Here is a 26,456-nt window from a genome sequence, read left to right as displayed (position 1 = left end):
CTCCCGAGGTGAGCAGCCCCGGCAGGTCCAGCTCCGGCCGTCCGCCGCGGCCGCGGCCGCGGCGGACGGCCGGAGCTGGACCTGCCGGGGCTGCTCACCTCGGGAGTGGCCCTGTTCGCCGTCACCTACGCGCTGCTGCAGGGGCCGGAGCACGGGTACACGTCGTTCCTGATCCTGACAATGCTCACGCTGGCCGTCGTGGCGACAGTGCTGTTCGTGCTCGTCGAACGGGTCGTACCGGACCCGATGGTCGAGATGTCGCTGTTCCGGCATCCGGTGTTCAGCGGCGGCACGGTCGCCCAGGTCCTGTGGGGGCTGGGCATCAACGGTGTCTTCTTCTTCACCTCGCTGTTCCTGCAGGACGTGCTCGGCTTCAGCCCGACCCGGGCCGGGATGGCGTTCATCCCGGTCGCCGTCCTGCTGGTGCTGACCGTCCCCGTCGCGGCGAAACTGTCAGCGACAGCCGGCGCCCACTGGACGGTGGCCGGCGGCCTCGCGGTGGTCGCGGTCGGACTCGTGCTGGTCTCCCGGGTGGGGGTGGGCAGCGATTTCCTCGATCTTCTCCCGGGCCTCGCCTGCATCGGCGCCGGCTCGGCACTGACCACGCCACTGACCGAAAGAATGCTCGCGGTGACGGCGGGTGGCCAGGCCGGAACGGCGTCGGCGGTGGTGAGTGCGGCGCGGGAGGTCTCGGGCGTCTTCGGGATCGCGTTGACCGGCGCCATCCTGCTGACCCGTCAGGAGTCCGCACTCACGGCCGGGGCGGTTCCGGCCGATGCCTTCGTCAGCGGCTACGCACTCGCCCTGCAGGTCGCCGCCGGCCTGGTGGCACTCGGCGCGGCCGTCAGCCTGGTCTCGCTGCACCCGTCGGTTATCGCGCGTCACCTGCGTCAGCTTCCCGCACCGGCCGAGACCACTCGTTTGCGAGACTATGCCGGTGTTGATCCTTCCCGAGACGCTGAACTCCCTGGTGCTGCGCACCGATTTCTCTGATGATGCCGCCTGGCACGCGGCCTGCGCGGCGAGTTCCGCCCCGTCGCCCGAGGGCTTCGCCGCCGGGCTTTCCTTCGTCAGCGAGCTGAGATTCGCCGGTCTCACCATCGAGGAGGTGGTGGTGATGGCGAGCTCGCCTCGTAGAAATTTTGTTTTTGTCGTTGATGGCGTAACAATCCGTGATTCGGAGGCGCCGATTCTGGCGATTGACCTTCGTCGTGAGCCGGGACGCTGGTTCCGGGTGGTACCGGCCCGGATGTGGAGTGTCGAAGTCAATCTTTCGCTGGCCAACATGGATTTCTCGGACTTTGCCGACAACGTCGATTCTGACGGGGTCTTCCGTGGGTTCAGCTAGCCGATCGGGACGACGAAACGCGCCGGGATTGCCGGGGCGGTACTGCCGGGCCTACCGGCGGCACCTGTCGCCGCGGTGTTCGGCGCGCCAGTGGCCTGGGGAGAGGCCGTGCTGGCGGCGGAACGCCGTCGCGAAGGTGAAACGGTTCAGAGGATGGTCGTGGACGTCCTGACCAGGGCGTAGCGCTCCCGGGCGGCCATGACCTCGGCGGCGTGAGTCGTGGACCAGTCGCGTAGTGAGGCAAGAACGTCGCACAGGGTGAGGCCGAGTGGGGTGAGCTGGTACTCGACGCGGGGTGGGATCTGGGCGAAGACGCTGCGAGAGACCAGCCCGTCCTGCTCCAGGTACCGCAGGGTCTGGGTGAGCATCTTTTCGCTGATGCCCTCGATCCTGTCGCGCAGTGCGGCGAAGCGGTGCGGCTGCTGGTCGGCCAGCTCGCCGAGGAGCAGCACGCTCCACTTGTCGCCGATGCGGTCGAGCAGGTCGCGCGAGGGACAGCCCCGCGCGTACGGGTCCCACGGCTCGTCGGTCACTGCCATGGCCGGGAGCTTACCGGGTCGTTGGTAACTTACCGCCAGGTTGGTACTTCCCCTTGGTAAGTGCCTGCGGTTGGGTCAAAAGGCACGGACAGGCGGCCGCCTGGCCGCCCGGCCGCCGCCGTCACTCACACCCACCACGGGAGACATCCATGTCGATCGTCATCACCGGGGCCACCGGGCACCTGGGTCGCCTCGTCGTCGACCGGCTGATCGACCTCGGCCAGCCCGCCGGACGGATCGTCGCGACCGGCCGTGACACCAGCCGACTCGCCGCGCTCGCCCAGCGCACCGGCGTCGAGACCCGTCGCGCCGACTTCGCCGACCCCACCGGCCTCACCGACGCGTTCGCCGGAGTGGAACAGCTCCTCCTGGTCTCGACGACCACCGTCGGCCAGCGGTTCGACCAGCACCGCCAGGCCATCGACGCCGCTATCGCCGCCGGGGCCACGCTGATCGTCTACACCAGCATCCTGAACGCGGACACCTCCCGGATCCTCCTCGCCGACGAGCACCGCCGCACCGAGGAGTACCTGCGCGCCAGCGGGGCGCCGCACGTGATCCTGCGCAACGGCTGGTACCTGGAGAACTACACCGACCAGCTGCCGGTGATCCGCCAGCACGGCGTGCTGCCCGGCAGCGCCGGCGACGGGCGGGTCAGCGTGGCGAGCCGCCGGGACTACGCGGACGCCGCCGCGGCCGTCCTCACCAGCGACGCGCCCACCGGCGGCGGGCCCGTCCACGTCACCTACGAGCTCGGGGGAGAGGCGTTCACCCTGACCGAACTCGCCGCCACCCTCAGCGAGGTTCTCGGAACCACGATCACCTACCAGGACCTGCCCGTCGACGACTATGTCGCCCTGCTCACCAGCGTCGGGCTCCCGGCCGAGATGGCCACGGTGCTGGCCGACGCCGACGCCGGCCTGTCCCGCGGCGAGCTGCACACGACGAGCGACGACCTGGCCAAGCTGATCGGTCGCCCGCCGACCACCCGCGACCAGGCCATCCGGGACGCGGTCGCCCAGCAGGCCGGCTGACGTCCACGGGAGCTTTCGCCCCTGACGGCGTCCCGCGGTCCCGCGGGCGCCGTCTCGTCGGCGTGCCGGTCAGACGACGCTGAGGGCGACGTCCACATTGCCCCTGACGGCGTTCGAGTACGGGCAGACCTGGTGGGCCTTCTCGACGAGGCCCTCGGTGGTCGCCCTGTCGAGGTTGGGGGCGTGGACGTCGAGTTCGACCGCCAGGCCGAACCCGCCGCCGGGCAGGGTGCCGATGGAGACGCTGGCCGAGACCTGCGATCCCTCCAGGTCGGCGGATTCGGACTGGCCTACGAGCTTGAGGGCGGAGTGGAAGCAGGCCGCGTAGCCGGCGGCGAACAGCTGCTCGGGGTTGGTGGCCCCACCGGCGCCACCCATCTCCTTGGGGATCCGGACATCGACGGAGAGCAGCCCGTCCTCGCTCTCGGTGTGGCCGTTGCGGCCGTCGCCCGAGGCGGTTGCGATCGCCGTGTAGAGAGCATCCATGACCTGCTGGCTCCTCGCTGCTAGGTTGTGGCCAACCATATTGTGCACAATCTAATGACGCAAGAGATGTCTGCTACTGTTCATCGCATGGCGGACCGTGTGCCCCAGCTGGAGCTGGGCAACCAGCTCTGCTTCGCGCTGTACGCGGCGAGCCGGGCCGCGACCCGCGCCTACGGGCCGGAGCTGGCCGAGCTCGGCCTCACCTACCCGCAGTACCTTGCCATGCTGGTGCTGTGGGAGACGTCCGAACCGCTCACGGTGGGTGACATCGGTGCCCGGCTGCACCTCGACAGCGGTACCCTCACACCCCTGCTCAAGCGCCTTGAGGATCTCGGCCTGGCCACCCGTACCCGCGACCGCGCGGACGAGCGCCGCGTCCTCGTCGCCCTGACGGAGCAGGGGCGCGAGCTGCGCACCCGGGCGGCGGAGGTGCCGCTGCGGCTGTTCCAGCGCTACGGCATCGACCTGGCGACCGCCCGGGAACTCGTCCGCGACCTGACGAGGATCACCGAGTCGCTGCAGGCCTCCACCCGAGGGGGTGCAGAGGCCTGAGGGGTGCCCGGGGGCACGGCTTCGGCCAGCTTCGGCCAGCTTCGGTCAGGTGCTGGTGCTGGTGCTGGTGCTGGTGCCGGTGCCGGTGCCGGTGCTGTGACCGGCAGGCTGCGCCAGCCGGTCAAGACGCTCCCGGTGAGCTGGTGTCAGACGTAGCCCGGCCGCGGCGACGTTCTCCTCGAGATGGTCGCGCCGTGCTGTCCCGGGAATCGGCAGGATCACCGGCGACCGGTGCAGCAGCCACGCCAGGGCCACCTGCGCCGCGGTGGCGCCCAGCTCCCCGGCAACCTCGGTGATCTCGGCGATCTCGGCGGTGCCGCCGGACGCAGCCCCCGGGGCCACCGCCGCCCCCAGCGGCCGCCACGGCAGGAACGCGATCCCTGCCGCTGCGCAGGCCGCCAGCACCGGCTCGTGCTCCCGGTCGATCACGCCGTAACGGTTCTGCACGCTGACGATCTCGACGCTCTCCCGCGCCTGCGCGAGCTCGGCCACGCTCACCTCGGACAGGCCGATCCGGCCCACCTTGCCGGCGTCTCTCAGTTCCCGCAGCGTGCCAAGCTGATCGGCGACGGGTACCTCCGGATCGACGCGGTGCAGCTGCAGCAACTCGATCCGGTCCATCCGAAGCCGGCGCAGTGCCTGCTCCACCTGGTCGCGCAGGATCTCCGGGCGGCCATCCAGCCGCCACTCGCCCTCCGGGCCCGTCTGCGCGACACCCACCTTCGTCGTGATCAGCAGGTCGTCCGGATAGGGATACAGGGCTTCGGTGAGAAGCTGCTCGTTCGCGCCACCGCCGTACAGGAAGGCGGTGTCGATCAGGGTCACCCCCAGCTCGACGGCCCGGCGAACCACGGCGATCGACTGCTCGCGATCGGCGCCCGGCTCGGTCGGCAGCCGCATCGCCCCGAACCCGAGCCGGCTCACCGCAAGATCCCCACCGATACGGAACGTGGTCGAATCCATCCGCTGACATCCCTCCGGTCGCGTAGATCGTAGCCGGCTCCGTCCGGCCACCCCGTATCCGTGACCGGACGGATGAGTACGCCATGTCCTCATCGCTGCGGGCGACACTTTGGTGCTATTGCGGGCGGAGGTTGCCGGCGGCGCGCAGCGCCCGGGACCGGCCGCGGCCGTGTCGGTTCCTCGCGCCGTGCGGGATCGTCTGCGGGGGCGGGTGCAGGGGCGCTGAGCTGGGAGGTTGTCGGCCGCCTGCGAGTCGCCAGGGTCGTGCGCCACGACCGGACCCGCCGGTCCTGGCGGGCTGGGACGGTGCGCGGAGCCAGGTGCGCCCGGATCCGGCGTCGTCGCGGTATGGGCAAAAGGTGGCGGAATTGTTAAGGTCCGAAACCTACTCGCCGGTAGTACCGGAGGGTAACAAAATGGGGGGTGCTGCCCGGCGTGGGAGACGATCGCGACAGAACGTGCTGCTCGCAGTGGCGGCCAGCCCCCCGCAGGAAGCCCTCTCCAAAGATTCCGCCGTCAGGCACCGGAACCACCGGACCGGTCGGTGGACCTCGCTTGCACTCAATCCCGGTCGGGCCACCGCTGGGAAGCCCCAAACGTCTTCGCCGGCCGCCCCGGTGCACGTCTGTGCCTTTCCCCCCGCTCTGGTGACGCCCCCTGGTGCGTAACCGGCTCCCTGGAGAAAGAAGGTTGATCGGCATGTGGCAGAAGTTATCCGGCCGCGGTTCACGACCGCGGAGATCAATCGGATCGATCATCGTGACGCTGGCACTCGTGATACCCGCGGCGATCGTTCCCGTCGCGATCAGTGCGGCCCCGGCCGCCGCGGCCGCGGCGGCCGCCGGCGAGGGACCCGCCGGGGACGCCTTCTACACCCCGCCGTCGCCACTGCCCGCCGGTGCTCCCGGCGACGTGATCTGGTACCGCAAGAAGAGCGACGCCAGCAACGCCAGCGTCTACCTGGTTCTGTACCTTTCGCAGGACGCCCAGGGGAGGCCGAACGCGGTCTCCGGAACCATCTTCGTTCCCAAGGGCAGAAGCCCGGTCGGTATGCCCATCGTCGCGGTCGCCTCGGGTTCGGTCGGTCTGGGTGACCAGTGCGCCCCGTCGAAGAACCCCCTCGTCAGCGTCGCCCAGAACCAGGGTTTCATCGACCAGGCACTGCGGCGCGGCTGGGCCGTGGCGATGAGCGACTATGAAGGGCTCGGCACCCCCGGGGTCCACACCTACGTGGTCGGTCGCTCCGAGGGCCACGCCGTTCTCGACGCGGTCCGCGCCGCCCAGCGGCTGCCCGCCACCGGCCTGAGCGGCGCCAACCCCGTCGGCCTGCTCGGCTACTCGCAGGGCGGCGGAGCAGCCGCCTGGGCCGGCGAACTCCAGCCGACCTATGCCCCGGAGCTGAACCTGCGGGCCATCTCGGCCGGCGGTGTGCCCGCCGACCTGCTGGCCGTTGCCGGACAACTCGACGGTGGCATCGGTTTCGCAGTCCTGGCGATGGCCGCCTCGGGACTCAACGCGGCCTACCCCGAACTGAACCTGGACGGTTATCTCAACGCCGCCGGCAGGACCTTCTTCCGCAACCTCTCCACGTCCTGCATCGAAAGCCTCATCGCGTACCCGTTCCGGAGAATCAGCGACTACACGACCACCAACCCGCTGAACACGCCCGCCTGGATCGCCCGCATCAACGAGCAGAAACTCGGCTCCGTCCCGCCGAGGGTGCCGACCTTCCTTTATCATGCCTGGCCGATCGACGAACTGGTCGCCCGCCCGCAGGCCGAGGCGTTGAAGAACAGCTACTGTGCGGCCGGTGCACCCATACGGTGGCGAAGCTACCTGGGCGAACACGGCACCACCATTCTCACCGCCCAGGGCGACGCCATCGGATTCCTCGCCGACCGATTCTCCGGCAGACCCTTCACCCGCTCCTGCTGACCTGGTGGACCGAGCTGCCAGCCATCCCCGCCGTCAATGGCGAAGGCGGGGATGGCTGGCCTGGCGGCGCGCGCCCGGCCCGCTCCCCGTCGATGGTTTCCCGGGCGACCATCGGCATCAGCTCAGGGAATGATGCCCAGGGACACCCAGCGCTACCGTCGGCGAAGCGGCCCAGCCAGCGGAACCGGTCGGCTTCAGGTCGGGGGCGGGGCGGTGGATCGCGACGCGAATAATGAGAGAATGACCGAAGCGGGCATCAGTCTTCTCGTTCTCTACTGTTCCGATCTTTCAGCCTGCCACGACTTCTACCGGAAGCTGGGTCTGGTCTTCGAGTGGGAGCGTCATGCTTCAGGACCGGAGCACCACGCCGCCGTCCTGGCAGGCGGCGCGGTCCTGGAGCTGTATCCGGCGGGCGCCGGTGGAGCGACGGGAAGGGTCCGGGTCGGGCTGACCGTTCCTCGGGATGCTGTCCAGGCCGCGCTGGAGCCGGGAACTCACCTTCTTCGTGATCCGGACGGCCGTGCCGTCGAACTGTGCGTCACGGCGTGAAGCACCATCGACCTGCGGGCCGGAGACCCTGGCGCTGCCGTTGCGCCGGAGCCGGCCGTCCAGGAACACAGCAGGTTCGCCCCGGGCATCCACGCCCTGGTCAGGTTGGCCTGCGCCTCACCACGGTCACCGACCCGGGCCGATGCCGGGGTCAGACGAAGCGGCGGACGAAGTCCAGGGAGGTCTGGGCGACCTCCCGCCAGCCGTTGTCGATGGTGATCGCGTGTCCGCGGCCGGGAATCTCCACGAACTCGGTGACCCCCTTGTTGTCCTTCTGCTGGCGGTAGACGGCCGACGAGATCGCCTTCGGCACCGTGTGGTCGCGCTCGCCGCTGATGATCAGCAGGGGGCCGCGGTCGGGGTTGTCGGTGTCGACCTTCGCCTCCGTCCACGGGTTGATGTTGGCGGCCGCCGCCTGGAACAGCGGCGCGCCCGGGGCGGGGACGGCGTAGGTCTCGTACAGCTCCTTCGCCTCCTCCTCGCTGACGGCGTTCGCGAAGGCGTAGTGGAACTGCTCGAAGGTGAGTGGCACCGCGCGGTGCCGGTTGGCGGGATTGCCGAGCACCGGTGCGGCAGCGCGCAGCGCCGAGATCGGCAGCGGCAGCACTCCCCGGAACGGGGCGGGAGAGATCGCCACGGAGGCGGCGGCGAGGCCGCGCCCGGCGATGATGTTCGTGAGGAGCCCGCCGAAGGAGTGCCCGATCACGGCCGGCTTCTTCGTCAGTGCACTGATCGCCGCCGCGAAGTGATCGGCGACCTGGCCGATGGTCTTGTTGGCGAACACCTCCGGATGCGCCTTGGCCTCCTCGACCGTCTCCGGGTCGTCCGGCCAGCCGGGGAGCACCGGCGCGTAGCCCTCCTCGAGGAACAGGGCGGCCCAGCGGTCCCAGCTGCTCGGGAGCAGCCACAGCCCGTGGATGAACACCACGGGCGTGCGGCCCGAGGAGTTCGCCCGCTCGATCTGCGCGACCGTGGACTCGGGGAGGACGGGCTCGGACTGGGGCTCGGACTGGGCCTGGGACATGCTTCTCCTTCGTCGGTGGTGCGGCGGTCCACCCGGCCGCGTCGCCCGGCTGCGGCGGGGCGCGGTCGGTCGGTCCGGCGGTCGTTGAGAAGCAAGCATGGCCTGGCCGCGGGTGGACGGTCACGGGGTCGGGTCCTGCTGGCGTTCACGATGTCCGGGTTCCCCCGGTCGGTCCGTCGATTCGGTCAGGTTCACCCCGCCGAGCTCCTTGGTGAAGCCGAAGGGTCGTTTGCGTTTCATCAAAGATTCACGGCCTGCTGACCGGGGCGCGGTCAGCAGGTCAGGAACCCCTCTTTCGATGGGCCGGCCCGTCGGAGCACCTCCGGCGGGACCCGGGCGGAAGCACAGCGGGGCCCCCGGGTCATGACGGACGGGAAAGGACTGCGGCACAGGTGAGACGAAAGCAGACGAGGGTTCGGTCCTGGGGGAGACGGGTCGCCGCGGTGATCGCGGCCGTCGCCTGCGCCTCCGCCGTGAGTGGCGTCCTGGTCGTCGGCGGGGCATCGCCGGCGACCGCGGTCGACGCCGTGGACGATCCGGTCGTGCTCTCCGAGGACTTCTCCGGCGGCACCATCCCGGCTGGCTGGAACGTGGTCAACGGGAACTGGCGGGTTCAGGACGGCCGGCTGCTCGGTACGGGGGGCAGCATCGTCCGGATCACGTTCGGTGAGCATCTGGAGAACTACCGGTTCGACGCGACGGTGCGCTTCGAGGCGGTGGACAACACCAGCCGCTGGCAGGCGCTCGCGCTCGACATCCCCGCCAACGGCTCCGTGCCGTGGCAGCAGGCGGCGATGCGCAGCGCCACGACCGCGGCCAACGGGCTGGAGTTCGCCCAGCGCACCGCGGCAAACGGGTGGTACGTGCCGAGCACGCACGCCGCGCCCACCGCCGCGGGCACCGGCACCGACGTCCGCGTCTCGGTCGTCGTGCAGGGCACCCACGGCGAGTGGTGGTACAACGGCGTCAAGGTCTTCGAGAGCGACGGCCTGCTGCGCAGCGCGAACGGCGTGCAGGGCTTCGTCGTCGACGGGGCGACCGTCTCCTACGACAACGTCCGGCTCACCGAGATCGACCCGCTGCCGCCGGCCCCCTGCATCCCGAGCGGCGCCACCGGGCCGGGGCAGACCGGGGCCGTCGTCGCGCACCGGGGTGACTCGGCCGCGTACCCGGAGAACACGATGCCGGCGCTGCAGTCCGCGTTCGCGAAGGGTGCGGACCACCTCGAGACCGACATCGACTGGTCGGCGGACGGCGTGCCCTTCCTCATGCACGACGACACCGTCGACCGGACCACCGACGGCACCGGGAGCAACCACAGCCTGACGATCGCCCAGATCAGGCAGCTCGACGCCGGGTCGTGGAAGGGTGCCCAGTTCGCCGGTACCCCCGTGCCGACGCTGGAGGAGCTGCTGGCCTGGATGCAGGACAGCGGCGCGAAGCTGCTCCTGGAGTACAAGGGCACCTGGTCGGAGGAGTACACGCGGACCACCCGCGACCTCATCGAGCGGTACGGGGTGCGCGACCAGGTCATCGCGCAGAGCTTCAGCACGACCACCGTCGACCGGCTGCACGAGGTGTACCCCGAGCTGCCGACGATGATCCTCGGCGGCTTCCCCGCCGACCCGGTGGCCTTCACCCGGGCCCACCACGCGATCGGCCTCAACCCCGACGCCTGGCCGAGCGCGGCGGCGCTGCACGCGATGCGGGCCGCCGGGCTGAGGACGTTCGTCTGGACGGAGAACTCCGCCACCGCCTGGGCGGGCCTGACCGCGCTCGGCGTCGACGGGATCATCACCGACCTGCCCGGAGAACTCGTGGCCTGGCAGGACACCTACAGCGCCACGAACAACCCCGAGATCGACTGGTGCGACGAGGCGCGGGCCGCGCCCGCCCGGGGTGTTCTCAGCTCCGACGAGGGCTGGGACACCGGCCTGAGTGACGGCGTCTTCAACGTCACGATGGACCTGTGGTGGGGCGAGAACGCCACGTCCTTCGAGCTGTACCGGGACGGCCGGCGCATCGCCACGGTCCCGCTGACCTGGGCCACCCCGGGCGCACAGACGGCGGTGGTGCCGGTCGGCGGCCTGGCCAACGGCATCTACACCTTCACCGGCGTGCTGCGGAACTCCGCCGGGCGCGCCGACACCGCCCCGCTCACCGTCACCGTGCGCGACGCCGCCCCGGCGAAGCCCGTGCTCTCCCAGGACAACTGGGACCGCGACGGCTCCTACCGCGTCACGGCCAACCTGTGGTGGGGCGTCAACGCCACCGGCTACCGGTTCTCCGAGAACGGCACCCAGGTCGCCGAGGGCACCCTGACCGCGGCGAGCCCCGCCGCCCAGAGCACCACGCTGGACGTCACCGGCAAAGCCGCCGGCACGTACCGGTACACGGTCGACTTCACCAACGCGGTGGGCACCACCTCGAGCGACGAGATCACGGTCGAGGTCCGATAGGGGACTGCCAGCCCTGCGCGCTCTCCGTTCCCGCCTGGGGCTCGAACCATGGTTCGAGCCCCAGGCAGCCCACGCGCCGAGGTTCGCCGTCGTGCCCTCGCGGACGGTCCCGTTTCGATGCTTTCCAGGGCCGGGTAGAGCGTGCCGACCGTTCGGGCCGGGAGCGCGCGCAGGGCCGGAGGGGTCACACCGGTCAGCGACCGGACATGGTTGATCATGTGTGCCTGGGCGGTGTAGCCAGTGCTGTGCGCGATAGCGGCCCAGTCCGGGCGGGCGGCCGTCGCCGCGGCAAGGACTCGCTCCAGCCGGAGGGCGCGCCGATACCGCACTGGGCTTACTCCCACCTCTTCCACCCGTTGTCGGGCAACCTGACATACGGCACGGACCCCGCCGGCAGCCGGAGCCTCCGTACGTGGTCCACGTACGGTCTGAGCGGGCGGGGCGGCGAGACGAACGCGAACCGGCCCGGGTTGGCCGATTTCTCCAATATCTCCACGGGCGTCAGCCTTCACGATGATCAGGTGAACCACGATGATCAGGTGAGCAGAGCAACGGAACACCACAGTGGACAGACCGGCGCCGCACCGGCCGCAGCCGCCGAACGGATCTTCTCTGCGTTGGGCGCGGGAGACCACGGGCCCCTCCTCGACGCGCTCGCTCCCGATGTCGCCTGGACCGGTCACCGGTGCCCACGCGTGGTCCCGTACCTACACGGGTCGCCCGGAGGTCGTGCAGGACCTGTTGCTGAAGATCCTCTCCAGGATCGCGCAGCCGTTCCGGCCCGTGGTACGAGGCATGGTCGTGGTGGGCGACGTCGTGATTGTCGAGCTCGACGCCCAGGCGACCTCGGTGGACAGCCGGCCCTATCCGCAGAACTACTGCTGGATTCTCACGATGCCCGGCGGCTCGATTGTCCCGGTCCGGGAGTATCTGGATTCGGCGCTCGCGCTGCGTGTGCTCGGCGGTCCGTGACCGGCTGTTGCTGGCGCGGGTGAGCCCGAGGTTGATCAGCAGGCGGAGGCTGGGGTGGCGGCGCGGTGGTGGAACCAGGTGTCGTTGCGGGCCACGCCGCGGCAGGGGACCCGGCGGTTGCCGTGGGTTACCAGCCAGACGATTCCGCGCAGCAAGATTTTCAGCGGTCTCCTGGCCGAGTCACCCAGGGGGTCTATCGATTTAGGTAAGGCGAAGCTAAAGTTTCCCTGGTCTGGATCGGGCGCACACGTATCGAGCGTGTAGGCCGGCGTCCGGCTGTGTGTGGGCGTATCGATCGTTATGTGACGAAGGGCACACCGTCGTTCGGATGGCGTTCGACCTTAATTTAAGGTAAGCCTTACTTTATGTTCAGATCTCGCTGTCTGTGGAGAATGGTCCTTGTGCCAGTCGCGGCCGTTCTGGTGGCCGGCGGCGCCACGGCCTGTGGTTCCGATTCCGACTCGGGCAGCACCGGCCCGCTGGCCGCCACGGGCGACTCCTCGACCCTGTCGGCCCCGGTCACGGTCGAGCACACATACGGCACCACCACGATCGAGTCGATCCCGAAACGGATCGTCACCCTCGATCTGCAGTGGACCGACGTGCTGCTCGCCATGGGCGTCGAGCCGGTCGGGTACACGGTCGACCCGAGCATGCCGGCGACCGGCGTCCCCTGGGAGGAGGTGTCCGCGAGCGCCGAGAAGATCGAGGCGACCGACGGGCTGCCCATCGAGAAAATTCTTGCGCTGGAGCCCGATCTCATCGTCGCGGCCTACGCGGTCAACAGCGAGGAGACCTACCGGCTGCTGTCGGCCAGCGTGCCGGTCATCGCCGGCCCGCCCGGCGGCCAGGTGCCGGCCTGGCAGGACCTCACCCGTACCGCCGGAAAGTTCCTCAACCAGACAGAGAAGGCGAAGGAGGTCATTGCCGAGGCCGAGGCACCGGTGACCGCGCTGGCAGCCGAGCTTCCCGAGCTGAGGGGCAAGACGTTCGCCCTGGCGCAGTACATCGTCGGCGACTCGCTATACATCGTCGGCGACCCGAACGACGGTTCCAGCAAGTTCTTCCAGGCGTTCGGCATGGAGCTCTACCCACCCGTGATCGAGGAGAGCCAGAGGGCCGGGCAGGTGCGGGTCAAGGTGAGCGTCGAGCGTGCGGATCTGCTGCGCGCGGACCTGCTGGGCTTCCTCGTCAACGGCGGCGACGAGAGCGCGCTGGCCGACATCCCGGGCTTCGACCAGCTCCCGGGAGCTGTGGCGACCCTCGACTACGCGACGATCGTCGGCCTCAACACCCCGTCGCCGCTGTCGATCCAGTACTCGCTGGACAAGTTCAGGCCGTACCTCACCGAGGCCGCGGGCAAGGCCTGATCCATGATCCCGACCGTCTCGCCGCCGGCGACGGTGTCGCCGGCCGAGAGCGGCCAGCCACCCGGTCCGTCGGTTGCGGCCCACGCGACGAACGTGGTGCCGGCGGCCTCACGGCGCCGGGGGCTTGCCCTCGGGCTGGTCGGGCTCGTCGTTGTTCTGCTGGCCGTGTCGCTGCTCGCGATCGGGGTCGGCGCGCGACCGGTCGGGCTCGGCGATGTCCTCGAGGCGCTGCGTCACCATCAGCCGGGCAACAGCGACCACCAGGTGGTGATCAATCGGATCCCCCGACTGCTCGTCGGGCTGCTGGTCGGCGTGGCGCTCGGGCTGGCCGGCACGATCATGCAGGCGGTCACCCGCAACCCGTTGGCCGACCCGGGGCTGCTCGGCGTCAACGCCGGAGCGGCGTTCGCGATCGTGTGCGCGATCAGCTTCGCTGGAATCACCACGGCGTTCGGCTACATCTGGTTCGGCTTCGCCGGCGCGCTCGCCGTCGCGGTGCTCGTCTACGCCATCGGCTCGGCCGGTGGCGGCGGCGCGACACCGATCAAGATTGCGCTCGCCGGCGCGGCGGTGCAGGCCGCGATGCAGTCGGTGACGACCGCCGTGCTGCTGACCGACGCCGAGACGTTCGACCAGTACCGGTTCTGGACCGTCGGTTCGCTCGCCGGCCGGCGCGCGGAGCTGGTCGCCCAGCTGGCTCCGTTCATCGCCGCCGCGGCGCTGCCGGCCCTCTTCGTCGGGCGGCTGCTCAACACCCTCGTGCTCGATGACGATGTCGCCCGCGGGCTTGGGCAGCGGGTGGGCCTGACACAGGCGGGAGTCAGCGGCCTGGCTGTCATGCTGTGCGCCGCCGCGACCTCGCTCGCCGGGCCGATCGGGTTCATCGGCCTGCTCGCGCCGCACCTGGCCCGGCCCATCACCGGCCCGGACCACCGCTGGATCCTGCCGTATGCCGCGTTGATCGGCGCGACCCTGGTGCTTGCCTCCGACGTGGTCGGACGGGTGGTCGCGCGGCCCGGGGAGGTCCAGGTCGGCGTGGCGCTGGCGTTCCTCGGCGCGCCGTTCCTCATCGCGATCGTCCGCCGGCAGCGGATGGCCCAGACATGACCTCGGCGCTCTCACGGACGTCCCCGCCGGTCTCGTCCGCCACCGACGCCGCGCCCGTCGTGGCGCGGTCGCCGGCGGAACTGGCCGCCGAGCGGGTGACCGCCGAGCGGGTGGCCGCGGCGCGGGTGGCGGTGGCGCGGGCGCGGCGCCTGCGTGACGCGCGCCAGGCCGCCGTCCTGTTCACGCTGGCCGGGCTGTGCTTCGTCGTGCTGTGTGTCTCGGTGTCACTCGGTGAGGTCAACATCCCGATCACCGACGTCGTCCGGATCCTGTTCGGCGTCGACGAAGGCACCAACGGCTTCATCGTGACCAACCTCCGGCTGCCGCGGGTGCTCACCGGCCTGCTGGCCGGGGCCGCGTTCGGGATGGCGGGCGCCATCTACCAGGCCCTGCTGCGCAACCCGCTCGCCAGTCCCGACCTGATCGGGATCAGCAGCGGGGCGAGCGCGGCCGCCGTCATCGCGATCGTCGGGTTCGGGCTCGGCGGCTATCCGCTGTCGGCCGTGGCCTTCGCCGGCGCGCTGGCGACCGCTGTCGCGATGTACCTGCTGGCCTGGCGACAGGGGGTCGCCGGCTACCGCCTGGTGCTGGTGGGCATCGCGTTGGGAGCGATGCTCTCCAGCGTCGTCTCGTACGTCATGACGCTCTCCGACGTCTACCAGGCCCGCGATGCCCTGGCCTGGCTCACGGGAAGCCTCAACGCCAGGTCGTGGGACACGGTCCGCCCGCTCGGCCTGGCGCTGGCTGTGCTGGCCCCGCTCGCGCTGCTCGCGACCCGGTGGCTGGCCGTGCTGCGGGCCGGGGACGACGTGGCGCGGGCGCTCGGCGTCCAGGTCGAGCGCTCCCGCCTCGCCCTGCTGGTGATCGGGGTCGCGCTGGTCGCGGTGGCCACGGCGGCCGTCGGGCCGGTCGCGTTCGTGGCGTTCACCGCCGGGCCGATCGCCCGCCGCCTCGTCGTCGACGGCGAGGCGGCGGTGCTCCCGGCGGCGTTCGTGGGCGCCCTGATGATGACGCTGTCGGATCTGATCGGCCAGCACGCGGTCCCCTCGGTGGACTTCCCCGTGGGCGTCGTGACCGCGGTCGTCGGCGCGCCGTACCTGCTGTGGCTGCTCGCCGCCTCGAACCGCGCCGGCCCCGGCGGCTGATCGGGCCGCTGGACGGTGGCAGAAACGCCGACGACAGAAACGCCGACGACAGGAAGCAGGGAGTGACGATGACGACCGGGGAGATCGCGGCCACGGTGGCGGAGCCCCGACTGCGCGGCCAGGCGGTGACGCTCAAGTACGGCAACCGCGAGATCGTCAAGGACCTGACGGTCGACATCCCGACCGGGCGGATCACCGTGATCGTCGGCGCGAACGCCTGCGGGAAGTCGACGCTGCTGCGCGGCCTGGCCCGGCTGCTCGCCCCGGCGTCGGGGACGGTGTGCCTGGACGGCAAGGACATCCATTCGCTGCCGACAAGGGCCGTCGCCGTGAAGCTCGGCATCCTGCCCCAGTCGCCGACGGCGCCGGACGGCCTCCGGGTCGTCGACCTCGTCGCGCGTGGCCGTTACCCGCACCAGGGCTGGCTGCGCCAGCTCGGCCCGGGCGACGACGAGGCCGTGGCGCGGGCGCTTACGGTGACGGACACGGTGGAGCTGGCCTCCCGGCCCGTCGATGAGCTGTCCGGCGGGCAGCGCCAACGGGTCTGGATCGCGATGACCCTCGCGCAGGGGACCGACCTGCTGCTGCTCGACGAGCCGACGACCTTCCTCGACGTCAGCCACCAGGTCGACGTGCTCGACCTGCTCACCGACCTGAACCGGCGCGAGGGCAAGACGATCGTCATCGTCCTGCACGACCTCAACCTGGCCTGCCGCTACGCCGACCACCTGATCGCCATGAAGTCCGGCTCGATCGTCGCCGCCGGCGACGCCTCGACCGTCGTGACCGAGGACCTGGTGACGACGGTCTTCGGGATGCCGTCCCGCGTCGTCCCCGACCCCGTGTCCGGCACCCCGATGGTCGTCCCCATCGGCCGCTACCACGCGGGCGCCGACGCCGAGCCTGCCGACGCCGAGCCCGCGTAACACGGACGTGGCCGGCGGCGCGCAGGACGTGCGGACGTGCGGACGCGCCCGTTCGTCCAGTCGTCCCGGATGCGGTCCGGTGCCGTCAGGTGATGTTTGCCGAGAACGCCCGATACCCCTCGATATCCGGCTTCATCGCCGCCGCGACGAGTTCCCAGAGGATCTCGTCAGTGCCGCCGCCGACGCGGGCGAGCTTCATGTCACGCCACCAGCGGCCGAGCGGCGTCTCGTCGGTGAGGAACGCCGAGCCGCCGAAGATGTGCATGCATTCACCGACGACCTCCTCGCCGAGGCGGGCCGCCGACACCTTCATCGCCGCCGCCGCGCGGAGATCCAGCTGCCCGCCGACGGCGATCCCGGTCAGCGCGTATCGGAGCATGTCCACCCGCGCCTGCAGGTCGGCGACCCGCAGCCGCAACGCCTGGTGGTCGAACAGTGTCTTGCCGAACTGGGTGCGCTCCTGCATCCTGGCCAGCGTGATGCCCAGCAACTGATGACAGGATGCGGCGACCTGCCCGGCGATGGAGAGACGCTCGTGGGCCAGCCCCCAGCTCACCGCGGCCAGGCCGGTCCCGGCCCGGGCGATCAGATGATCGGCCGGCACGCGGGTGTCGATCTCCACGGCCGAGGTCTCGAGCGGCCCGGCGCTCACCGTGGCGTACGCCGGCATGATGGTGACCTGGCCGGTGGGTACCAGTACGAGGGCGACGCTGCCGTGCCGGCTCGACGGATCATGGTTCACGCTGCGGGCCACGACCAGGATGTAGTCGGCGAGTGGTGACAGCGAAACGAACTTCTTCCGGCCCTTCACCCGCAACCCGTCATCCTCGGTGCAGACCTCCGTCCTGGCGATCTGCAGATCGGAACCACCGGAGGACTCGGATGCGGCAAGGCAGAGCACGGCTTCACCGTGGATCGCCCGTTCCGCCACCGACTTCAGCAGGTCGGATCGGCCGAAGCGGCGCAGGATCGAGATCGCCGAGTCGTGCAGGCTGACACCGACGCCGATCCCCGCCGATCCCAGCCGGCCGAGTGCGAAGGCCAGCTCGTTGAGCTTGGCAATATCAGGAGTGGCGCGATCACCCCACTTCTCGGCGAAGACTCCCGCGCTCCCCATTCGCCGCAGCAACGGGCGTGGGAACCGCCGGGTCGCCTCCGCCTCAGCGACCCATGCTCCCACCTGGTCGTCGAACACGGATTTCAGCAGGCCCCGGTAGCCTTCTATTGACATGTCAGCGGTCATTCCAGTGTCCCGACTCGAGGAGTTTCCCGGTCTCCAGTCGGCGCAGCTTGCCGGACGTGGTCAGCGGCAGTGCACCGGGTTTCACGAACACCACGTCGGCTGGAACGATGTTGCACTCCGAGGCCACCGTGGAGATCACCTCGCGGCGGGCGGACTCGGGGTCGCGGCCGCGGAACTCGGCGACTATCACCAGCCCGGATCGGGCTGACGCCCCGTCACGGGCCACTGCCGCGACCCGGCCACTGCGGACTCCGTCGACGGTCGCCGCGCACTGCTCGATCTCCACCGGAAACAGGTTGCGACCGGCGACGATGACGATCTCCTTGGCCCGGCCGCAGATCACCGGACGGCCGTCGACAAGGTAGCCGAGGTCGCCGGTGGCAAACCATTCGCCGTCTCCGAGCGGCGCGTGCCCCAGATAGCCCGTCATCATCGACGTACCGCGGATCTCGATGTGTCCCACCGCCCGGCCGTCGATCCGGGGAACGCCGACACCGTCTGCCTCGACGATGCGGACCTGCATTCCGTCCAGTGGTCTGCCGAGAATCGCGTACCGACGGCGGACGGACTGACCAGTGTCCTCGGGTGAGGTGACGGTCACCTCGTCATAGCGTGCGCCCTCACCGGCCGCGGGCATGCTGACCGCGCAGGTCGACTCGGCCATGCCGTAGGCCGGCGCGGCCGCGCGTCGGTCCATACCGAACCTGGCCGCCACGTCGAGGAAGGCATCGAACGCGTCCGCGTCAATCGGTTCGCCACCGCTGATCGCAAACCGCAGGTGCGACAGATCGGCGTCCGTTATCCGGCTCCCGTACCTGCCCACGATGTTGTAGGCGAAGTTGGGCGCCACGGTGATGGTGGCCCGGGATTCGGTGAGCCACTGCAACCACCTGAACGGTGCTCCCACGAAGGCGGAGTTGGGTGCTACCCACAGGGGAACACCGGTGGCCATGCCGACGAGCACGACGATGAGTCCCATGTCGTGGTAAAGCGGCAGCCAGGACATTTCGACGTCACGGTTGAGGCGGATGTCGAGGCGTCTGACCAGCTCCGTGATGTTGCTGTGGACGGCCGCGACCGACAGGACCGCCGTCTTGGGCTCGCCGGTCGAGCCGGCAGTGCCCTGCAGGATGGCCGGTGTGTCGGGGCCGACCCGGCGCCCGACGAAACCGGTGATGTCGGCGTTTCGCCCGTACTGCGCGACCTGCGCGATCCGCAGCGGCCCGTCGACCTTCGCCAGCAGCTCGAGCTGCTCGTCGGATCCGAGAACGGTGCCCACACCGATGCCGCGAAACCGCGCGTAGGTGTTTTCGGCCCAGCGCTGTTCGTCGGCACCTCGGATCGGACCGGGGAGAATGGACACCGCGGTGCCGGCCAGCCAGGCGCCCTGAATGGCCGCGATCAGATCCACGGTCGGTTCGCCGATCAGGCCGACGGCGCTCGGTTCTCGGTTGTCGCTCTCGGTGAGGATCTGTGCGGCGATCTGTTTGGCACGGGTGTGGACTTCCTGCCACGGTCGGGTGTCCCATGCGCCGGACGCCGTTTTGAGTACCGACAACGTCCCGTTTCCGGAGTGCATCGCCCGGCTGATCACGGTGGCCAGAACACTCGGTCCGGCGGTCTCGTCGAGCTTCCCGTGCTCCTGCGCCACGCTCAGCTGTGCCATGTCAAGCGCGCTTCGCGAGGACGGCGTCCTCCAGGTCGGCGACTGTTTCGCAGCTCATCATCTCCTCTTCGGACAACGCCACGCCGAACGTGTCCTCGATCGCCACCATCCCCACGGCGAAGGCGACTGAGTCGAGGCCGACCTCGTTGACCAGGTGCGAGTTCCGGGTGATGCGTGTGGTGTCAACCTGCAGGTCGACCCGCAGGATCTGCTCCATCTCCGGAATCATCTGATCGGACATTCCCGACCTCCTCGTCGTTCATCGCGGATTTGTCCTCGAGCACAAGATGCTGGTAGGCCCTGCCGGCTCATTGCGATGACGGAAGCGATACCCGTTCGGCGTTTGTTCGCTACAGCGCACCGCCACGGAGTTGATCATTTATTCGTGGGTGTGGCGTGCCCGCATCGCGGCTTCCGCCGTGTCGAATGATTGCCGGGGCGGCTTTCCCCGACGTCTGGCTGGTGTAGGTCCATCGGCCTGCCGCTGTCGGCAGGTGCGCGGTAGAGCCACTCTCGCGTCTCGAAGGTTAGGTTATCCTAACTTCCCTGGAAGGGCTAGTTCAAATTTTTTGATGACGAGGAACTTCGCGTTTTTCGATCGTGATCGGAGCGATGGTTCGCATGGCCTGCGCCGATGCATGCCGAGTGATTTCGGTCACGGTCGGAAGGGCGTATTACGGCGCCGTGGCGCCACGGCCGAGGAGCGGGCGTCGTCTCACCCCGCTGCGGCAGTAAGGCGCCATCCCCGTGCACGGTCTCGCTGTCGGCAGAACTGCGCGTAGCGACCTTCGCGCCCGATGAGCTCGTTGTGGGTGCCGCGGTCGACAATCTGACCGTCCTCGACGACCAGGATCTGGTCGGCGTGCGCGACGGTGGACAGTTTGTGCGCGACGACCACCACGGTCTTGCCCTCGGTCAGTTCTCGAAGCCCACGGACCACGACCGCCTCGTTGTGGGGGTCCAGCGAACTGGTGGCCTCGTCGAGCAGCACGATCGGGGCGTTCTTGAGCAGTGCCCGGGCGATCGAGATCCGTTGCCGTTCGCCACCCGACACGTTCGCCCCGCGCTCGCCGACCACGGTTGACCAGCCGTCGGGCAGCCGCTCGACGATCTCATCCACCGCCGCGATCCGCGCGGCCTCGCGGACCTCGGCGTCGGTGGCATCAGGCCGGCCGATCCGGATGTTCTCCTCGATCGTCTGGTTGAAGAGGTAGACGTCCTGGAACACCGGCGAGATCTGCGCCATGAGGGTCTCCAGCGACATGTCGCGCACATCCTGACCGCCGATCCGGATGACGCCGGTGTCGACGTCGTAGAACCGGGCGACCAGGCGGAGCATCGTCGTCTTGCCCGAGCCACTGGGCCCCACGATGGCGGTCGTCGTGCCGGCTGGAACGACGAGGGACTGGTTGCGGATCACCCGGGTACCCGCCTGGTAGCAGAACCCGACGTTGTCGAAGGTGATCGAGTTGTCCGCGGGCCGCACGTCGCTCTCCGGGTCGTGGAGTTCCTCGGCTTCCAGCAGACCGTGCACGCGATCCACCGCGGCGGCGGACGTCCGGACGGCGGTCCCGACCTGGCCGAGCTGGGTCAGCGGATCGATGAAACGCGCAGTCACCACGATGAGCGCGATCGCCGACGCCGCGGAGATCTCACCCGACGTGGCCCTGGAAACCACCAGGTAGACCAGAGCGAGGAAGACCAGCTGCACGACCAGGGTGAAGGCGGCGAGCCCCGGAATGGCCGCCGCGGTCAGCGCCTTCGCGGCGCGTTGCTGCTTGACCAGGGCGGTGTCCAGAGCGCGGGTGCCGTTGCCGACCCCACCGAACGCGCGAAGTGCCGGCTGGGCCACGGCGAACTCCAGCACGCGTGCGTTGGCCTCGGCCGCTGACTGATGCATCCGGTCGTCCACGCTGCGATAGGAGCGCCCGGCGAGAATGTTGACCAGGGCCATCACCGGCAGCCCGAGGAACATGGCCACACTGAGGCGCCAGTCGACGAACAGCAGGCCAACCGCGATGCCCAGGGGGACCGCGATGCCGGCAATCAGGATGGCCAGCAGCCGGGCGAAGACGCCGAGGACCTCGCGGACCTCGCCCACCACGACCCGCGCGACGGAGGCCGAGTCGCGACCGGCGAACCAGCCCAGCGGAAGCGTGCTCAGGTGATCGCCGAGGCGGATGGAGACACCGCGCAGCATGCCGACACCGATGCGCAGGCCCAGCATGGACTGCAGGTAGGAACCAACCGCGGCGACGGCGACCGTACCCGCCATCACTGCCAGCCAGATCGACGCGGCGGCCCAGTCGCGGCCCAGGAACGCCTCGAGCAGCGGGACCAGCACCACGTACGCCGCGGCCTGCGCGATGCTGTAGACGCCGATCGCGCCCAGATGCGCTGGCAGTGGTTGGCGGGCGTCGGCAGGAACCAGAGCAATGGCCTTTCTGATCATCTCAGACCAGCTCCTCGCGCGTGCCTGGCTCAGCGAGCATCGCCATCGCCTCTTCGTTTGTCTGCCACAACCGCTGGTACAGCCCGCCGGACTGCCGCAGTGTCGGGTGGTCACCGCGTTCGACGATGCGCCCGTCGGACAGGACCAGGATCTGGTCGACCTCGGTGATGGTGTGCAGCCGGTGGGCGATCACCAGCACCGTGCGGTCGGCGATCAGTGAGGCGAGGGCGTCCTGGACGGCCGCCTCGGCCTCCGGGTCGGCGTAGGCGGTGGCCTCGTCCAGCACGAGCACCCGGCTGTCGGCGAGCAGCGTGCGGGCGACGGACAGGCGTTGTGCCTCGCCACCGGAGAGGATCGCGTCGACCCCGATCTCCGAGTCGTACCCGCGGGGGAGGGCCGTGATGCGGTCATGGATCTGTGCGGTGCGGGCCGCGTCCTCGAGCTCGGCCGGCGTGGCCGAAGGCCGTGCCAGCCGAAGGTTGTCGGCCACCGTGCCGCGGATGAGGTGCACCTCCTGGAGGACGAACCCGACAGTGCGGTAAAGCTCCTCCAGGGACCACGCACGGATGTCGCGCCCGTCGATCAGGATCGCGCCGTCGGTCACGTCGTAGAACCGGGCGAGCAGGCGCGCCATGGTGGACTTGCCCGACCCGCTCGGACCGACCAGGGCGGTCACGGTACCCGGGGCGAGCTCGACGTCCACATTGCGCAGAACCGGCTGGCCCTCGTGATATCCGAAGCCGACGTCGCGGAACTGGACATGTCCGCGACCGGGCGCTGCCGCTTCGCGCCCATCCTCATCACGTTTCGCCGGCGTGGCGAGTTCGGGCAGGCTCTGCAGCGCGCGTAGTCGGCCTGCCGCGGAGGACCCTTCACGCAGCGCCTGGGCGCCATACGCCAACCCGATCAGGCTTGCGCCGAGCCCGATGCCGACGAGCAGGAACGGAACCAGATCCGTCGGCTCGACCCAGCCGATGGCGCCCATCCCGACCGCTGCGGCCGTGACCACGAGTGCCACGAACACGGGCGCCAGCAGGATTTCCGCCATGGACTGGGTGCGGGTCATCGGCAGCTTCCAGGCGTTCAGCGCATCGGCATACTGGCCGACGGCATCCTGGAAGCCCTTGTGCGCCTTGCGGGTCTGGCCGAACGCACGGACCACCGAGATGCCGTCGACGAACTCGACCGTGGTGCTCTCCACGACTTGTTCACCGCGGCTGAACAGGCCCAGCCGCGCATTATGGGCCGGACTCGTCAGGGTACTGAGCGTGAACAGGTAGCCGATCACCGGGACCAGGAGGACCAGAGTCAGTCGCCAGTCGACGACGAACAGGTAGACGATAGTGACCAGGGGAGTCACCGTCGCGTTCACATACTCCAGGCGTGAATGGGCGACGAGATAGTGGAGCGCCTCGACGTCGTCGGACAGCAGCCGCTTGACCTGCACGGAACTGCGTTCGGTGAACCACCCCAGGGGCACCCGGGAAAGCTTGGCGGCCAGCTGCCGGCGCAGCGACAGCTGGAAGCCCGCATCGATCTGGTGAGCCCAGACCAGCCCGGTCACCTGCAACAGCCCGCGGAGCGCCAGGACGAGAAAGGCCGCGACGACCAGGCCGGTCACCGTGCCGGTGTCCACCGGCACCCGCAGGAGCCGCCGACACACCTCGACGATCAGGAGGAAAGACACCACCCCGCAGACCGCTGCCACGGCGACCAGCAGCCCGGCGAGGGAGATCGAACGGTTGACCGGCGCCAGCAGCTGCCTGGCCGCCGTTTTGTCCCGTCGAGCCTGCTGTTTGAGGGCCACCCGGTCCGGTGGCGGGGCCGCGGACGGCGGCGACAGCGCCCATCCGCCGGAGGGCGCCTCCAGCTGGGGTGGTGCCTCCAGTCGGGCCGGCGCCTCCAGCTGGGGCGACGCTCCCACCTGGGCAGAGGCAGCGCTCGGCCGAGCCTCTGCTGTGACCTCGGCGCTTCGGGAATTCTGCGCCATCACCAGCTTCCACCCTCCCGTCTGTCGGCCAGTGTCCTGGCCGTGTCAGATATCGCCTCGCCGTGGATCCCCGCGGGGCGGGGCGGTCGCGTCACGTCAGCTGGGCGACTGTGCTGTCGGGAGACGTCGACGATCCGAGGTTAGGTTAACCTAATCGCTATGAGCAGAGGCTTCAATGGTCTGGTCCTCAAGGCATTCGGTGGTAGCGACTACCGGCTCACGGTGACGGCCAGCCGGCAGATAACCGACTCCTACCTCCGGCTGAGCTTCACCGGTGGCGCGCTGCTCGCTGATCACCCGATCCATCCCACGCAGTGGATCCGCCTGTGGGTTCCAGACGGCGCGGGGGCCCTGCAGCAGCGCGGTTATACGCTGGTCCGTCCGGACGCCGACAACGGCACCTTCGACATCGAGTTCGCGATCCACGGGGGACCCGCGTCCCGATGGGCGCAGCAGGCCCAGCCCGGAACCGAGATCGAGGCGACCGTGATGGGCTCGAAGTTCAGACTCCCCGATCCGCTCCCGGCGGAGTTCGTCATCTTCGGTGACACCGCGTCGCTGCCCGCGATCAACTCCCTGCTCGGCGCGATCGGCGACACACCGACGCGAGTCTGGCTGGAGTGGCAACGCGCGTCCGACAAGGACATTCCGGTGCATGCGAGCGACACGGCAACGGTCACCTGGCTCGAACGGATCAACGACGGTCAGCTCCTGCGCGAGGCGGCCGAACAGATCGCCTGTCCGCCCGGGGCTTTCGCCTGGATCGGCTGCGATGGCCTGACCACACGATCGATCACGCAGACGATCCGAGGCCAGCACGGCCTGCCGAAGCAGTCAATCAAGGCGCAGGCGTACTGGAAGTAGCACCGGCGGCGTTGGACCGGAACCAGGTTCACCCCACGCAACGGGAGGGGGCCTGCGCGTCTGGCGCGCACCGGCCCCCGCCGTCCACCCGCTACCCGAGTCGGTCGCGCAGCTGCTTCTTGTCGATCTTGCCGATCGCGGTCAGTGGCAGCGCCTCGACGACGGCCAGCCGGTCCGGCAGCTTGAACCGGGCCACCCCGCGTTCGGCGAGGTAGGCCCGCAGCGTGACCAGCGCCAGCTCCGCTCCCGGCTCGAGCACGACGACGGCGCAGATGCTCTCACCGAGGGTCTCGTCCGCGAGCCCGACCAGCGCGGCCTGGTTGATCATCGGGTGGCTGACCAGCTGGTCCTCGAGCTCACTGGTAGCGATGGATTCGCCGGCCCGGTTGATCACGTCTTTCACCCGGCCCTCGACGACCAGGTGCCCGCTGGGCAGCCGGCGCACCAGGTCACCGCTGCGGTAGTAGCCGTCGGGCGAGAACGCGGTCGCGTTGTGCGCGGCCGCCCGGTAGTAGCCCCGGATCGTGTACGGCCCTCGGGTCAGTAACTCGCCGACCTCGCCGACCTCGCCGACCTCGCCGACCTCGCCGTCCGCGACGTCGGCCCCGTCGGCGTCGACGATCCGCACCTCGTCGGCGGGCGACATCGGCCGGCCCTGGGTTGTGACGACCAGCTCGTCCGGATCGTCGAGCCGGGTGTAGTTGAGCAGGCCCTCCGCCATGCCGAAGACCTGCTGCAGCCCGCAGCCGAGCATGGGCGTGATCCGGCGGGCCGGCTCCTCGTCGAGCCTGGCGCCGCCCACCTGTAGCAGGCGCAGGCTCGAGATGTCCGCCTTCTCCCACCCGGCCGCCTCGACCCACAGGCGCGCCAGCGACGGCACGAGCGCCGTCACCGTCACCCGGTGACGCTCGATCAGCCCGAACGCGACCTCGGGGCTGGGTACCGGCGCCATGACGACAGCGCCGCCGACCCCGAGCGTCCCGAGGATCCCGGGGCAGGCCAGCGGGAAGTTGTGCGCCGCCGGCAGGGACGCGAGGTAGACGTCGGCGGCCGTCAGGCCGCAGACCTCGGCGCTCGCGCGCGCGTTGTAGGCGTAGTCCTGGTGCGTCCGCGGGATCAGCTTGGGCTTGCCCGTGGTGCCGCCGGAGATCAGCATCAGCGCGACGTCGGACGCGGTCGCGACGGCCGTCGGCACCTCCTGACCGGCGGCGCGGGCGGCCAGATCCGCGAGCGCGGTGAACGAGCCCGGCTCGCCGGCGACGAGGACATGGCACAGCGGCCCGATCTCCGCCAGCAGCTCACCCGCCAGCGGGCGGTAGTCATGGCCCTCGTGCACGTCGGGGATGACGTAGGCGACCGCGTCGGACAGCCGGGCGAAGTGCTCGATCTCGGGCCGCCGGTGCGCGGGCAGGGCCAGTACGCCGAGAGCCCCGAGCCGCAGCAGCGCGAACAGCGTGGTCACGAACTCGACCCGGTTCGGCAGGTGCACGACGACCCGGTCGCCGGCGCTGATCCCGAGCTCGCGCAGGCCGGCGGCGAGGTTGTCGGCCTCGGTGTCGAGCTCGGCGTAGGTGAGCCGGCGGGACCCGTCAAGGAGGGCCGTCGACGTGCCGTGGGTCGCGGCCCACTCCCGCAGCAGCTCGCCGAGGGTCTCGTCCCGCCAGTAGCCCGCGTCGCGGTGGCGGTGGCGAGTGGCCGCGAGCCGGGCTTCGACCTCGGCCTCGGTCAGGCCACGCAGGTCGTGCGTGACGAGGCGGCGCCACCCGGAGGTCGCCTCGATGACCTGCCGCCCGTCGTCGGTGACCCGCACCCGCAGCATGTCGTGGTGGGCG

23 protein-coding genes and 1 pseudogene are annotated in these 26,456 nt (G+C 69.9%); 13 read left to right on the top strand and 11 right to left on the bottom strand.

The window, feature by feature from the left end; translation table 11 throughout:
- The first annotated feature begins 105 nt into the window (after nt 1-105).
- Nucleotides 106-993 carry a hypothetical protein gene (locus AB1460_RS15615; protein WP_368962046.1) on the top strand — a complete coding sequence of 296 codons (888 nt, stop codon included), beginning with the start codon at nt 106-108 and terminating at the stop codon, nt 991-993.
- Entirely contained in the window at nt 971-1,348 is a 378-nt protein-coding gene (locus AB1460_RS15610) for a DUF6924 domain-containing protein (protein WP_368962044.1), read from the top strand. Before AB1460_RS15615 ends, AB1460_RS15610 begins: the two co-directional genes overlap by 23 nt.
- Nucleotides 1,349-1,494: 146 nt before the next feature.
- On the opposite strand, the gene AB1460_RS15605 is transcribed toward AB1460_RS15610, so the two are convergent.
- A complete protein-coding gene (locus AB1460_RS15605; RefSeq protein WP_368962043.1) occupies nt 1,495-1,887 on the bottom strand; it encodes a winged helix-turn-helix transcriptional regulator in 393 nt (130 codons plus the stop codon).
- Nucleotides 1,888-2,036: 149 nt separating this feature from the next.
- Here AB1460_RS15605 and AB1460_RS15600 point away from each other — a divergent pair, with 149 nt between their 5' ends.
- The gene (locus AB1460_RS15600; protein WP_368962042.1) at nt 2,037-2,921 is read left to right on the top strand and encodes an SDR family oxidoreductase; all 885 of its coding nucleotides are present in this window, start codon (nt 2,037-2,039) and stop codon (nt 2,919-2,921) included.
- Between the two features lie 69 nt (nt 2,922-2,990).
- Here AB1460_RS15600 and AB1460_RS15595 read toward each other — a convergent pair whose 3' ends face one another.
- Complete coding sequence (locus AB1460_RS15595; protein WP_368962041.1) at nt 2,991-3,407, bottom strand: organic hydroperoxide resistance protein; 417 nt, start codon at nt 3,405-3,407, stop codon at nt 2,991-2,993.
- 87 nt (nt 3,408-3,494) lie between these two features.
- Between AB1460_RS15595 and AB1460_RS15590 the strand changes: the two genes are divergently transcribed.
- Nucleotides 3,495-3,959: a MarR family winged helix-turn-helix transcriptional regulator gene (locus AB1460_RS15590; protein WP_368962040.1), complete on the top strand. Its 465-nt coding sequence runs from the start codon at nt 3,495-3,497 to the stop codon at nt 3,957-3,959.
- Between the two features lie 45 nt (nt 3,960-4,004).
- On the opposite strand, the gene AB1460_RS15585 is transcribed toward AB1460_RS15590, so the two are convergent.
- Complete coding sequence (locus AB1460_RS15585; RefSeq protein WP_368962038.1) at nt 4,005-4,922, bottom strand: aldo/keto reductase; 918 nt, start codon at nt 4,920-4,922, stop codon at nt 4,005-4,007.
- Between the two features lie 699 nt (nt 4,923-5,621).
- Here AB1460_RS15585 and AB1460_RS15580 point away from each other — a divergent pair.
- Together AB1460_RS15580 and AB1460_RS15575 are read left to right on the top strand one after the other, a co-directional pair.
- Nucleotides 5,622-6,857 carry a lipase family protein gene (locus AB1460_RS15580; RefSeq protein WP_368962036.1) on the top strand — a complete coding sequence of 412 codons (1,236 nt, stop codon included), beginning with the start codon at nt 5,622-5,624 and terminating at the stop codon, nt 6,855-6,857.
- Between the two features lie 240 nt (nt 6,858-7,097).
- Nucleotides 7,098-7,406 (top strand): VOC family protein, encoded by a 309-nt coding sequence (locus AB1460_RS15575; RefSeq protein WP_368962035.1) that lies wholly within the window; start codon nt 7,098-7,100, stop codon nt 7,404-7,406.
- 151 nt (nt 7,407-7,557) lie between these two features.
- Here AB1460_RS15575 and AB1460_RS15570 read toward each other — a convergent pair whose 3' ends face one another.
- Nucleotides 7,558-8,430, bottom strand: a complete 873-nt coding sequence (locus tag AB1460_RS15570; RefSeq protein WP_368962034.1) for an alpha/beta hydrolase — start codon at nt 8,428-8,430, stop codon at nt 7,558-7,560.
- Between the two features lie 392 nt (nt 8,431-8,822).
- Here AB1460_RS15570 and AB1460_RS15565 point away from each other — a divergent pair, with 392 nt between their 5' ends.
- A complete protein-coding gene (locus tag AB1460_RS15565; RefSeq protein ID WP_368962032.1) occupies nt 8,823-10,889 on the top strand; it encodes a glycerophosphodiester phosphodiesterase family protein in 2,067 nt (688 codons plus the stop codon).
- A gap of 179 nt (nt 10,890-11,068) precedes the next feature.
- On the opposite strand, the pseudogene AB1460_RS15560 reads toward AB1460_RS15565, so the two are convergent.
- Nucleotides 11,069-11,242 (bottom strand): annotated as a pseudogene (locus AB1460_RS15560) (helix-turn-helix domain-containing protein); the annotation flags it as partial.
- Nucleotides 11,243-11,552: 310 nt separating this feature from the next.
- On the opposite strand from AB1460_RS15560, the gene AB1460_RS15555 reads away from it, so the two are divergent.
- The 5 genes from AB1460_RS15555 (at nt 11,553) to AB1460_RS15535 (ending at nt 16,409) form a co-directional block, all read left to right on the top strand.
- A complete protein-coding gene (locus AB1460_RS15555) occupies nt 11,553-11,861 on the top strand; it encodes a hypothetical protein (RefSeq protein ID WP_368962031.1) in 309 nt (102 codons plus the stop codon).
- Nucleotides 11,862-12,262: 401 nt separating this feature from the next.
- On the top strand, nt 12,263-13,231 hold the full coding sequence (locus AB1460_RS15550; RefSeq protein WP_368962029.1) for an ABC transporter substrate-binding protein: 969 nt from the start codon (nt 12,263-12,265) through the stop codon (nt 13,229-13,231).
- Between the two features lie 3 nt (nt 13,232-13,234).
- Nucleotides 13,235-14,338 carry a FecCD family ABC transporter permease gene (locus tag AB1460_RS15545; protein WP_368962027.1) on the top strand — a complete coding sequence of 368 codons (1,104 nt, stop codon included), beginning with the start codon at nt 13,235-13,237 and terminating at the stop codon, nt 14,336-14,338.
- Nucleotides 14,335-15,483 (top strand): FecCD family ABC transporter permease, encoded by a 1,149-nt coding sequence (locus AB1460_RS15540; protein WP_368962026.1) that lies wholly within the window; start codon nt 14,335-14,337, stop codon nt 15,481-15,483. Before AB1460_RS15545 ends, AB1460_RS15540 begins: the two co-directional genes overlap by 4 nt.
- Nucleotides 15,484-15,551: 68 nt before the next feature.
- A complete protein-coding gene (locus tag AB1460_RS15535) occupies nt 15,552-16,409 on the top strand; it encodes an ABC transporter ATP-binding protein (protein ID WP_368962025.1) in 858 nt (285 codons plus the stop codon).
- Nucleotides 16,410-16,494: 85 nt separating this feature from the next.
- Here AB1460_RS15535 and AB1460_RS15530 read toward each other — a convergent pair whose 3' ends face one another.
- The 5 genes from AB1460_RS15530 to AB1460_RS15510 all read right to left on the bottom strand — a co-directional run bounded on the left by AB1460_RS15530 (nt 16,495) and on the right by AB1460_RS15510 (nt 23,694).
- Complete coding sequence (locus AB1460_RS15530; RefSeq protein ID WP_420497280.1) at nt 16,495-17,640, bottom strand: acyl-CoA dehydrogenase family protein; 1,146 nt, start codon at nt 17,638-17,640, stop codon at nt 16,495-16,497.
- Between the two features lies 1 nt (nt 17,641).
- Nucleotides 17,642-19,318: a long-chain-fatty acid--ACP ligase MbtM gene (mbtM, locus tag AB1460_RS15525; RefSeq protein WP_368962022.1), complete on the bottom strand. Its 1,677-nt coding sequence runs from the start codon at nt 19,316-19,318 to the stop codon at nt 17,642-17,644.
- A gap of 1 nt (nt 19,319) precedes the next feature.
- The gene (locus tag AB1460_RS15520) at nt 19,320-19,559 is read right to left on the bottom strand and encodes an acyl carrier protein (RefSeq protein ID WP_368962021.1); all 240 of its coding nucleotides are present in this window, start codon (nt 19,557-19,559) and stop codon (nt 19,320-19,322) included.
- 474 nt (nt 19,560-20,033) lie between these two features.
- Nucleotides 20,034-21,770: an ABC transporter ATP-binding protein gene (locus AB1460_RS15515; protein WP_368962020.1), complete on the bottom strand. Its 1,737-nt coding sequence runs from the start codon at nt 21,768-21,770 to the stop codon at nt 20,034-20,036.
- A 1-nt stretch (nt 21,771) separates the two neighbouring features.
- A complete protein-coding gene (locus tag AB1460_RS15510) occupies nt 21,772-23,694 on the bottom strand; it encodes an ABC transporter ATP-binding protein (RefSeq protein WP_368962018.1) in 1,923 nt (640 codons plus the stop codon).
- A 225-nt stretch (nt 23,695-23,919) separates the two neighbouring features.
- Between AB1460_RS15510 and AB1460_RS15505 the strand changes: the two genes are divergently transcribed.
- Nucleotides 23,920-24,624 carry a siderophore-interacting protein gene (locus AB1460_RS15505; protein ID WP_368962016.1) on the top strand — a complete coding sequence of 235 codons (705 nt, stop codon included), beginning with the start codon at nt 23,920-23,922 and terminating at the stop codon, nt 24,622-24,624.
- A 91-nt stretch (nt 24,625-24,715) separates the two neighbouring features.
- Here the strand turns inward: AB1460_RS15505 and AB1460_RS15500 are convergent, their stop codons facing one another.
- Nucleotides 24,716-26,362: a (2,3-dihydroxybenzoyl)adenylate synthase gene (locus AB1460_RS15500; protein ID WP_420497281.1), complete on the bottom strand. Its 1,647-nt coding sequence runs from the start codon at nt 26,360-26,362 to the stop codon at nt 24,716-24,718.
- Nucleotides 26,363-26,456 lie beyond the last annotated feature (94 nt).

The organism is Parafrankia sp. FMc2 (genome assembly GCF_041008525.1).
Taxonomy (GTDB): domain Bacteria; phylum Actinomycetota; class Actinomycetes; order Frankiales; family Frankiaceae; genus Parafrankia.
This window is presented reverse-complemented; position numbering and strand designations above follow the sequence as displayed.

Bases quoted from the DNA above. Each gene is read 5' to 3' on its own strand.
- AB1460_RS15595 (WP_368962041.1), bottom strand. From the start codon at position 3,407: ATGGATGCTCTCTACACGGCGATCGCAACCGCCTCGGGCGACGGCCGC.
- AB1460_RS15585 (WP_368962038.1), bottom strand. From the start codon at position 4,922: ATGGATTCGACCACGTTCCGTATCGGTGGGGATCTTGCGGTGAGCCGG.
- AB1460_RS15600 (WP_368962042.1), top strand. From the start codon at position 2,037: ATGTCGATCGTCATCACCGGGGCCACCGGGCACCTGGGTCGCCTCGTC.
- AB1460_RS15530 (WP_420497280.1), bottom strand. From the start codon at position 17,640: ATGTCAATAGAAGGCTACCGGGGCCTGCTGAAATCCGTGTTCGACGAC.
- AB1460_RS15605 (WP_368962043.1), bottom strand. From the start codon at position 1,887: ATGGCAGTGACCGACGAGCCGTGGGACCCGTACGCGCGGGGCTGTCCC.
- AB1460_RS15520 (WP_368962021.1), bottom strand. From the start codon at position 19,559: ATGTCCGATCAGATGATTCCGGAGATGGAGCAGATCCTGCGGGTCGAC.
- mbtM (WP_368962022.1), bottom strand. From the start codon at position 19,318: ATGGCACAGCTGAGCGTGGCGCAGGAGCACGGGAAGCTCGACGAGACC.
- AB1460_RS15505 (WP_368962016.1), top strand. From the start codon at position 23,920: ATGAGCAGAGGCTTCAATGGTCTGGTCCTCAAGGCATTCGGTGGTAGC.
- AB1460_RS15545 (WP_368962027.1), top strand. From the start codon at position 13,235: ATGATCCCGACCGTCTCGCCGCCGGCGACGGTGTCGCCGGCCGAGAGC.
- AB1460_RS15590 (WP_368962040.1), top strand. From the start codon at position 3,495: ATGGCGGACCGTGTGCCCCAGCTGGAGCTGGGCAACCAGCTCTGCTTC.
- AB1460_RS15555 (WP_368962031.1), top strand. From the start codon at position 11,553: ATGTCGCCTGGACCGGTCACCGGTGCCCACGCGTGGTCCCGTACCTAC.
- AB1460_RS15580 (WP_368962036.1), top strand. From the start codon at position 5,622: ATGTGGCAGAAGTTATCCGGCCGCGGTTCACGACCGCGGAGATCAATC.
- AB1460_RS15515 (WP_368962020.1), bottom strand. From the start codon at position 21,770: ATGATCAGAAAGGCCATTGCTCTGGTTCCTGCCGACGCCCGCCAACCA.
- AB1460_RS15570 (WP_368962034.1), bottom strand. From the start codon at position 8,430: ATGTCCCAGGCCCAGTCCGAGCCCCAGTCCGAGCCCGTCCTCCCCGAG.
- AB1460_RS15540 (WP_368962026.1), top strand. From the start codon at position 14,335: ATGACCTCGGCGCTCTCACGGACGTCCCCGCCGGTCTCGTCCGCCACC.
- AB1460_RS15575 (WP_368962035.1), top strand. From the start codon at position 7,098: ATGACCGAAGCGGGCATCAGTCTTCTCGTTCTCTACTGTTCCGATCTT.
- AB1460_RS15535 (WP_368962025.1), top strand. From the start codon at position 15,552: ATGACGACCGGGGAGATCGCGGCCACGGTGGCGGAGCCCCGACTGCGC.